Raw genomic sequence first — 7,025 nt, forward strand, 5'->3', positions numbered from 1 at the left:
ATTGACTTTTTTAGGAACAAGTAGGAGGGGGATATTCATGAACTTAACGATAGATGTAACGAATAAAGAAAACAGTGCCTATGTTGTGCTTTCCGGAGAGGTAGATGCGTTTACAGCTCCTAAGCTGAAAGACACATTGCTGCCTTTGACGAGAGAAGAAGGACAAGTCGTAGAAGTTGATTTTGAAGATGTCAACTACATGGACTCGACTGGACTTGGTGTATTCATCAGTGCTTTGAAGTCTACGAAAGAGCATGACACAGAGATGAAATTAGTTCAGATGCAAGACCGTGTGTACCGCTTGTTCAAAATTACTGGTCTGACGGAAATTATGAATATCGATTCTACAGTACAAGGTGGAATGTAATCATGGAACCATTTGATTTTGTAGAAGTGAAGGTACCTGCCAAAGCTGAATATATCGGAGTCGTCCGTCTGAGCACTTCTGGTATAGCCAACCGTATGGGTTTCACCTATGAGGATATTGAAGATTTGAAAGTCGCTATTTCAGAAGCGATTACAAACGCGGTGAAGCATGCATACAAAGAAACCGGTGAAGGCGAAATTACGATCGGGTTCGGCGTTTATCAAGATCGTCTGGAAGTCATGGTTGCCGATCACGGAGGCAGCTTTAACTTAGGTGAAATCAAAGAGGATATCGGTCCTTATAAGCAAGACGATAATATTGAAGAACTTCGTGAAGGTGGTTTTGGTCTGTTTCTGATTGATGCTTTAATGGATAAAGTCGAAATCAATAGTAAATATGGTGTCATTGTCTTAATGACAAAATATCTCCATGAAACTGGGGTGGGTCAAGATGGCGACCAAATCTCAACACCACAATGAGGATGTTTATGAGTGGATCGCCTATCTACAAGAGCATCCCCGTGATGAAGTCGTCCAAGAGAAAATTGTACTTGTTTACAAGGATCTTGTAGAATCCATTGCGCGAAAATACTCAAAAAACAGTACCATTCACGAAGATTTGGTCCAAGTTGGAATGCTGGGGCTTTTAGCGGCAATCAGGAGATATGATCCTGAATTCGGAAAATCCTTTGAGTCGTTTGCCATTCCCACAATCATTGGGGAAATCAAACGATTTATCAGAGATAAAACGTGGAGTGTGCACGTGCCCCGCAGAATCAAAGAACTTGGACCGAAGATTAAAAAAGCTGCAGAAGAGTTGACGAATACTCTCCAGCGGTCCCCATCTGTAATGGAAATCGCTGAATTCCTGGAAGTCTCTGAAGAAGATGTATTGGAAACGATGGAGATGGGTAAAAGCTACAAGGCGTTGTCTGTCGATCGCAAAATCGAAGCGGACTCTGATGGGAGTACAGTGACGATTCTTGATTTGATCGGAAACCAGGAAGATGGTTATTCCAACATCGATCAAAAGATGTTACTGGAGAAGATTCTTCCGATTTTAAGTGAGCGGGAACAAGAAATCCTGCAATGCACTTACTTCGAAAACATGAGCCAGAAGGACACCGGAGAAAAATTGGGGATTTCACAGATGCATGTTTCCCGTTTGCAAAGACGTGCGCTTCGAAAACTGAGAGAAGCCTTACAATCTGAATCCGTAGAGGTATTTTAGTGGAAAACGAAAATACGCGAGTAAATTTGTCGGTTTTTCAGAAGTCAAAAAAAGGGAATTATTATTGTGGCGATAGTTATTTCTATAAAGAAACAGAAGAAGCGTTTTTATGTGCTTTAGCTGATGGTTTAGGAAGCGGGGAAATGGCAATGGAATCCTCTCAGGCTGTTATGGATGTCATTGAGGAAAACCCGGTCTTAACTATTGAAGCTCTTGTGAAAAAATGCAATGAAGTGTTGGTAGGTAAGCGTGGAGTCGTTCTTGGGATACTTAGAATAGACTTTAAAACCCATACTTATTCTTATTCATCTATTGGTAATATCGGTGTGATTACTGTCGAACCAGACGGGAAGCGCAATCGAAATATTCCTTTAGCCGGTTATTTGTCAGGGTACCCGCGATCGTTACGTGTCACACGCGGGAACGTTCAGAATGGCATGGTCTTTCTTATGTTTTCAGACGGGGTAAACGACCGGCGTCTATCATCCAAATTGACACAAACTAAAAACGTCAGACTTATAACTGAGCAATATAAGGAACTTTATGGTCAAACACGAGATGATGATACAACATTGATAGCCATGGAGTATAATTGAGAATCCTTATTCTGAACCAATTGGTACAGAATAGGGATTTTTATATGTGCTTTTTCAGAGAGTGAAGGGAAGTGAAGTTCCTTGTGACTGGAGGTGGACATGGCGAGAATTGAGAATGATACATACATTAGTCTGAGGTAAACGTATAGAGAATTTGATACAATGAAACAGATGTCATTGAAGGAGGTCTTCGTTTGAGTGAAGTGAAACTAAGCCCGGAATTATTAAATCTTGTGGCTAAACAAACAAAACTAAATGAAAAAACAATTAAACAAGTGATCGGGTTACTTGATGAAGGGAATACCGTGCCCTTTATCGCCCGTTACAGAAAAGAATTGACCGGTGGTTTGGATGAAGTTCAAATCAAGGATATCGAAGATCAATGGAATTATGTTACTAATTTAACGCAGCGAAAAGAAGAAGTCATCCGGCTGATTGATGAGCAAGGAAAGCTGACTAATGAACTGCACAAAGAAATAGAAGCTGCCACTAAGCTGCAGAAAGTAGAAGACCTTTACCGTCCATATAAACAAAAACGAAGAACACGGGCGACGGTTGCAAAAGAAAAAGGCTTAGAACCACTAGCTATGCTCGTATGGAAGCAGGAGAAAATCGACTTTGAAAAGGAAGCGGCTACGTACTTTTCAAGCGAAAATGAATTAGAGACTGTAGACGATGTCCAGGCAGGGGTCAACGACATATTAGCAGAGTGGATTTCTGATGATCCCACCTATCGTGAAAAGATCCGTAAGCAAACCTTTGACAAAGGGACTATCGCATCTTCTGAAAAAAATGCCGACCAAGATGAGAAGGGCATTTTCGAAATGTATTATGATTACCAGGAACCTGTCCGTGCTATTGTCTCTCATAGAGTGTTGGCTTTGAATCGAGGGGAACGGGAAGATGTGATCAAGGTCGCAGTTCATCCTCCTGAAGAATCGATTGTCAGTTACCTTGAGAGGAATGTACTTAACCGAGACACTGTCGGTACCGTCCGTTCTATTCTAATGGGAGCAATTGAGGATAGTTATAAACGACTCATCCAACCATCTGTAGAGAGAGAGATACGGAACTCCCTTTCTGAACAGGCAGAAGAACAAGCTATTGAAGTTTTCTCAAGCAATTTACGTAGTCTCCTCTTGCAGCCGCCATTGAAAGGTAAAATCGTCCTAGGTGTCGATCCCGCTTTCAGGACCGGTTGTAAACTGGCAGCTGTTGATGAAACGGGTAAAGTCCTGGATATAGGCGTGATTTATCCGACGGCTCCTAGAAATGATACAGCAGGAGCTGAGAAGAAAATTTTGTCGCTTATGGACAACTATGATATTGAACTTATGGCAATCGGAAATGGGACAGCTTCCAGAGAAACAGAGCAGTTCATTGCTGATATGATCCAAAAGCATAGCTTGAATGCTTCATATATGATAGTGAATGAAGCTGGCGCAAGTGTTTATTCAGCCTCCAAGTTAGCTCGTGAGGAGTTTCCGGACTTACAAGTAGAGGAAAGAAGCGCAGTTTCTATCGCTCGCCGTGTCCAGGATCCACTAGCAGAATTGGTCAAAATCGACCCGAAATCCATAGGAGTCGGCCAATATCAACACGATGTCACGCAAAAGAAACTGAATGAGTCATTAACTTTTGTTGTTGAAACAGCCGTCAACCAAGTCGGTGTAAATGTGAACACAGCATCGGCATCCTTATTGCAATACGTATCAGGTCTTAGTAAGACAGTTGCCAACAACGTAGTGAAGAAAAGGGAAGAACTCGGCAAGTTCACGAAACGGACAGAACTTAAAGATATTCCGCGTTTAGGTGCGAAGACGTTTGAACAAAGTATCGGTTTTTTAAGGGTTCTGGATGGTAAGGAACCATTGGACCGGACGCCGATTCACCCCGAAAGCTATAAAGCTACTCGGGAACTGTTGAAAACGATCGGTTATAGCAGCCAGGACCTGGGTGATGAACAACTAGGGGAAGAAATCCAGCAAATAGATGATAAAGCAATGGCTGAGCAATTGGATATCGGGGAATTGACCTTGAAAGATATTTTGAAATCATTGGTTCAACCAGGGAGAGATCCGCGTGATGATCTTCCTAAGCCATTATTGAAAACGAACGTCCTTTCAATGGAAGACTTGCAACAAGGGATGGAACTTGAAGGAACCGTGCGGAATGTAGTCGATTTCGGAGCTTTTGTAGATATTGGTGTGAAGCAGGACGGGCTTGTCCATATTTCGAAGCTTTCTAACAGATTCGTCAAACACCCGATGGACGTGGTATCTGTAGGGGATGTCGTTACCGTCTGGGTCGATCAAGTCGACGTTAAGAAACAACGCATCGCCTTGACGATGTTAACTAAATAAAGAATATTGAAAAATACCTGGGAGTTATCTTCTGGGTGTTTTTTATTTGTGAAGATGTTGGTAATAATACCAGCACTGATTAAGCATCTTGATTTGATACTTATCTTTATTGAAAAAAGCTTTTACCATTTGCTTTCTTAACCATGAAGGCATATGACTTCAACTCCTTTATATTCAACTTTTTTCATTCTTATGATAAAGTATGCAAAGAATGGAGGAGGTGTTCCTGTGAACTCATTAACAGAAGTAGAATTACAACAATGGACCGAAGAGCTTTCTTTAACTTATTTTCATAAACCTTTTCTAGATGAGATTTACTTCAATAATCGGTTACGAACCACAGGAGGGCGTTATATTCCCTCAAAACGGATCATAGAAATCAACCCGAAGTATGTAAATGAGCTGAATGGGGGAGAATTGGAAGGGATCATTAAACATGAACTCTGTCATTACCATCTCCATATTGAAGGGAAAGGATACAACCACCGTGACCCGGAGTTCAAAGAACTGTTAAAGAAGACGGATTCCCCGCGATTTTGTTCCCCTTTGCCATCTGAGAAAAAGAAGACCCTGCATCATTATGTTTGCACCGAATGCGCCCAAGCATACCCGCGTAAAAGGAAAGTAGACACCAAGCGGTACCGTTGCGGGAAATGTAAAGGGAAATTAAAAAAGAAGTAAAAATTCATTGACGAAAAGAACAGCCCCGTGTTAAATTAAATAAGCCTTAACAAAACCACCTATCTTCCAATGAAAAACAACATATTTTTTCACGGAAAAGGTTTGACATTATGGGATATATATTATAATATATAAAACGTCGCTGATAGGAAAAGCGCAACAGAATGTACAAAGAAACAATGTATTTTTTACATTATTCCAACGTAGCTCAGTGGTAGAGCAATCGGCTGTTAACCGATCGGTCGTAGGTTCGAATCCTACCGTTGGAGCCATTACGGAGAAGTACTCAAGTGGCTGAAGAGGCGCCCCTGCTAAGGGTGTAGGTCGCGCAAGCGGCGCGAGGGTTCAAATCCCTCCTTCTCCGCCATTTTTATTTTGGCCCGTTGGTCAAGTGGTTAAGACACCGCCCTTTCACGGCGGTAACACGGGTTCGAATCCCGTACGGGTCACTTAGTTTTACATAGGTCCGGTAGTTCAGTTGGTTAGAATGCCTGCCTGTCACGCAGGAGGTCGCGGGTTCGAGTCCCGTCCGGACCGCCATTGTTTTGGGCCATAGCCAAGCGGTAAGGCAACGGTTTTTGGTACCGTCATGCGCTGGTTCGAATCCAGCTGGCCCAGCCATTTTCTTTTGAATAATGAGTTGACAAAATGTCGAATAAATTATATGATGTTCCTTGTGCTTTTAACAATACATCAATAATTTGAGTGTTATAGATTCCTTAAATGAAAGCCAAGAACGCAGCTTATAGAGAAGGTGCTAATTTCTTTGAACAACCTACATCGCAGACGTTGCAAAGAATGCTCACTTCATAAATAACAAAGCGAAGTTGCTACTGCATAGATTACTTTCGTTCCTTTATTATCAGGAGCCATTAGCTCAGTTGGTAGAGCATCTGACTTTTAATCAGAGGGTCGAAGGTTCGAATCCTTCATGGCTCACCATTTTTATGCGGGTGTGGTGGAATTGGCAGACACGCTAGATTTAGGATCTAGTGCTTCACGGCGTGGGGGTTCAAGTCCCTCCACCCGCACTTTCCAATTACCATGATCAGCATCCTTTTGTTCTTATACAATTTGCGGTCGTGGCGGAATCGGCAGACGCGCTAGGTTGAGGGCCTAGTGGGAGTTAATCCCGTGGAGGTTCAAGTCCTCTCGGCCGCACCATTTTTTACAAAAAAGTGCTTGCGTCAAAGTGTTATACATGTTATATTATAATATGTCGCTTCAAAATGCGCCCGTAGCTCAATTGGATAGAGCGTCTGACTACGGATCAGAAGGTTAGGGGTTCGACTCCTCTCGGGCGCGCCATTTAACGGGAAGTAGCTCAGCTTGGTAGAGCACTTGGTTTGGGACCAAGGGGTCGCAGGTTCGAATCCTGTCTTCCCGACCATCGAGAATTCAACAGGATTATAAAAGAATAACGCGGGTGTAGTTTAGTGGTAAAACCTCAGCCTTCCAAGCTGATGATGAGGGTTCGATTCCCTTCACCCGCTCCATTAATCAACTACCGTTTGGGCCTGTAGCTCAGTTGGTCAGAGCGCACGCCTGATAAGCGTGAGGTCGGTGGTTCAAGTCCACTCAGGCCCACCATGAACATTTTGATCTTTGAAAACTGAACGAACCAACCAGTACGTCAAGATATTTCTTCTTATAAAGAAGAAATTTGAAACAAGCACATTCGGTGTGCAAATGAGCAAGTCAAACTAACTTTTATGGAGAGTTTGATCCTGGCTCAGGACGAACGCTGGCGGCGTGCCTAATACATGCAAGTCGAGCGCGGGAAGCGAG

The 7,025-nt window shown here is 42.7% G+C and carries 7 protein-coding genes, 12 tRNA genes and 1 rRNA gene; 19 read left to right on the forward strand and 1 reads right to left on the reverse strand.

Features of this window, described 5'->3' with window-relative positions; all coding sequences use genetic code 11:
* Nucleotides 1–37 precede the first annotated feature (37 nt).
* The 5 genes from ACTWPX_RS18830 (at nucleotide 38) to ACTWPX_RS18850 (ending at nucleotide 4,556) form a co-directional block, all read left to right on the forward strand.
* Complete coding sequence (locus ACTWPX_RS18830) at nucleotides 38–367, forward strand: STAS domain-containing protein (RefSeq protein ID WP_128524729.1); 330 nt, start codon at nucleotides 38–40, stop codon at nucleotides 365–367.
* Nucleotides 368–369: 2 nt separating this feature from the next.
* Nucleotides 370–846 (forward strand): anti-sigma B factor RsbW, encoded by a 477-nt coding sequence (rsbW, locus tag ACTWPX_RS18835; protein WP_128524728.1) that lies wholly within the window; start codon nucleotides 370–372, stop codon nucleotides 844–846.
* Nucleotides 818–1,597 (forward strand): RNA polymerase sigma factor SigB, encoded by a 780-nt coding sequence (gene sigB / locus ACTWPX_RS18840; RefSeq protein ID WP_443121055.1) that lies wholly within the window; start codon nucleotides 818–820, stop codon nucleotides 1,595–1,597. Before rsbW ends, sigB begins: the two co-directional genes overlap by 29 nt.
* Nucleotides 1,597–2,193: a SpoIIE family protein phosphatase gene (locus ACTWPX_RS18845; protein WP_443121056.1), complete on the forward strand. Its 597-nt coding sequence runs from the start codon at nucleotides 1,597–1,599 to the stop codon at nucleotides 2,191–2,193. The genes sigB and ACTWPX_RS18845 overlap by 1 nt, the downstream gene beginning before the upstream one ends.
* A gap of 194 nt (nucleotides 2,194–2,387) precedes the next feature.
* On the forward strand, nucleotides 2,388–4,556 hold the full coding sequence (locus ACTWPX_RS18850; RefSeq protein ID WP_443121057.1) for a Tex family protein: 2,169 nt from the start codon (nucleotides 2,388–2,390) through the stop codon (nucleotides 4,554–4,556).
* Between the two features lie 42 nt (nucleotides 4,557–4,598).
* Here ACTWPX_RS18850 and cmpA read toward each other — a convergent pair whose 3' ends face one another.
* Complete coding sequence (gene cmpA / locus ACTWPX_RS18855) at nucleotides 4,599–4,709, reverse strand: cortex morphogenetic protein CmpA (RefSeq protein ID WP_443121058.1); 111 nt, start codon at nucleotides 4,707–4,709, stop codon at nucleotides 4,599–4,601.
* Nucleotides 4,710–4,784: 75 nt separating this feature from the next.
* Between cmpA and ACTWPX_RS18860 the strand changes: the two genes are divergently transcribed.
* From ACTWPX_RS18860 to ACTWPX_RS18925, 14 genes are all read left to right on the forward strand, one after another.
* Nucleotides 4,785–5,237 carry a SprT family protein gene (locus tag ACTWPX_RS18860; protein WP_443121059.1) on the forward strand — a complete coding sequence of 151 codons (453 nt, stop codon included), beginning with the start codon at nucleotides 4,785–4,787 and terminating at the stop codon, nucleotides 5,235–5,237.
* Nucleotides 5,238–5,434: 197 nt separating this feature from the next.
* Nucleotides 5,435–5,509, forward strand: a tRNA-Asn gene (locus tag ACTWPX_RS18865).
* A 4-nt stretch (nucleotides 5,510–5,513) separates the two neighbouring features.
* Nucleotides 5,514–5,604: transfer RNA gene (locus ACTWPX_RS18870), tRNA-Ser, on the forward strand.
* A gap of 10 nt (nucleotides 5,605–5,614) precedes the next feature.
* Nucleotides 5,615–5,686 (forward strand) — tRNA-Glu (locus ACTWPX_RS18875).
* A gap of 14 nt (nucleotides 5,687–5,700) precedes the next feature.
* A tRNA-Asp gene (locus ACTWPX_RS18880) sits at nucleotides 5,701–5,777 on the forward strand.
* 6 nt (nucleotides 5,778–5,783) lie between these two features.
* Nucleotides 5,784–5,858 (forward strand) — tRNA-Gln (locus ACTWPX_RS18885).
* 245 nt (nucleotides 5,859–6,103) lie between these two features.
* Nucleotides 6,104–6,179 (forward strand) — tRNA-Lys (locus tag ACTWPX_RS18890).
* 7 nt (nucleotides 6,180–6,186) lie between these two features.
* A tRNA-Leu gene (locus tag ACTWPX_RS18895) sits at nucleotides 6,187–6,268 on the forward strand.
* 45 nt (nucleotides 6,269–6,313) lie between these two features.
* Nucleotides 6,314–6,401: transfer RNA gene (locus ACTWPX_RS18900), tRNA-Leu, on the forward strand.
* Between the two features lie 67 nt (nucleotides 6,402–6,468).
* A tRNA-Arg gene (locus ACTWPX_RS18905) sits at nucleotides 6,469–6,545 on the forward strand.
* A gap of 5 nt (nucleotides 6,546–6,550) precedes the next feature.
* Nucleotides 6,551–6,627 (forward strand) — tRNA-Pro (locus ACTWPX_RS18910).
* A gap of 32 nt (nucleotides 6,628–6,659) precedes the next feature.
* Nucleotides 6,660–6,733 (forward strand) — tRNA-Gly (locus tag ACTWPX_RS18915).
* A 17-nt stretch (nucleotides 6,734–6,750) separates the two neighbouring features.
* Nucleotides 6,751–6,827, forward strand: a tRNA-Ile gene (locus tag ACTWPX_RS18920).
* A 119-nt stretch (nucleotides 6,828–6,946) separates the two neighbouring features.
* Nucleotides 6,947–7,025, forward strand: a 16S ribosomal RNA gene (locus ACTWPX_RS18925); the annotation flags it as partial.

It is taken from the genome of Halobacillus sp. H74 (assembly GCF_052246715.1).
GTDB lineage: Bacteria > Bacillota > Bacilli > Bacillales > Halobacillaceae > Halobacillus > Halobacillus litoralis_A.